Genomic DNA, 449 nt, shown 5'->3' with positions numbered 1-449 from the left:
CAATATAAAGCAGTTGCCAGCTTACTTCAGAGCCGTCTTCCCGTATTCGGGAATAACGTTCCGGTCCAACTACTTCCAAACCTGCTTGCGCAAATAGCTTCGCATCATGTTCAATTGTCGTTGTACGAACAGCAAAACGCGTCAATCCATCACGTCGGCGATTTTCTTTATAGCTTGCATGTAATGAATACTTCTTATTGGCAGCTTCCTGAAACTTTTCTTCATTTTCAATGCCGATCAATTCAATATAAGCCAAATCAAAGTAGCTTAGTGTATTATATGTACCCCACGCTTCATGGCTTCCTCCCGGCACTACATGAAGGCCTTCTTCTTGTAATTTTAACAATGTCTGTTCTGGATATGAAACAAAATGGACGAGATGATCGAACTGGTACATGCTTCAACCTCATTTCAGTTTAAAATAGATTAAATATTCTAAATTATAACAT

General features: G+C 39.0%; 1 protein-coding gene. It reads right to left on the bottom strand.

The window, feature by feature from the left end:
• Positions 1-397: VOC family protein (locus tag ACTD9P_RS29935; protein WP_438870466.1), on the bottom strand; the 397-nt coding region annotated here is incomplete at its 3' end.
• Between the last annotated feature and the right edge of the window lie 52 nt (positions 398-449).

This window comes from Pseudomonas onubensis (assembly GCF_965653655.1).
Lineage (GTDB): Bacteria > Pseudomonadota > Gammaproteobacteria > Pseudomonadales > Pseudomonadaceae > Aquipseudomonas.
Note: the sequence above shows the minus strand (reverse complement) of the source record. Positions and strands in the feature narration are given on the sequence as shown.